This is a genomic window from Bremerella sp. JC817 (assembly GCF_040718835.1).
Lineage (GTDB): Bacteria > Planctomycetota > Planctomycetia > Pirellulales > Pirellulaceae > Bremerella.
The window spans coordinates 1-319 of the sequence record NZ_JBFEFG010000063.1 but is presented as its reverse complement, the minus strand read 5'-3'; the positions used below and the strand labels follow the sequence as shown (position 1 = coordinate 319).

1 protein-coding gene is annotated in these 319 nt (G+C 67.1%); it reads left to right on the top strand.

The genetic code is table 11. The features are described from left to right. On the top strand, positions 1 to 303 hold a 303-nt coding region (locus tag AB1L30_RS00295; RefSeq protein WP_367011363.1), incomplete at its 5' end, for a hypothetical protein. Positions 304 to 319: the final 16 nt, after the last annotated feature.

The window sequence follows — 319 nt, the reverse complement described above, 5'->3', positions numbered from 1 at the left end:
GGCCAGCACGACGAGGGGCACGATGATGGCCCACACGCCGACCCGGCGCCGATCGCAGCTCTGGTGGCGACCCTGCACGGCTACACTCCTCTCTCGACCCGAGAACCGAGCCCGGTCAGGACCCTCCGAGTGGACCCCCCGCCAATCCCTCGGCGAAGCATCGAAACACTCGGCCAGATCTTCCAGGCCGGTATTGGCGGCCTCGATCCTCCGCAGATCGCTCGGCCCGGCACATCGAAATGGAGTCGCGTCGAAGGGGTCGCAGGACGGTACGAGCAGACCGCGAGCGGATGCGAGACGTGAAGATCGGCCGGACAAT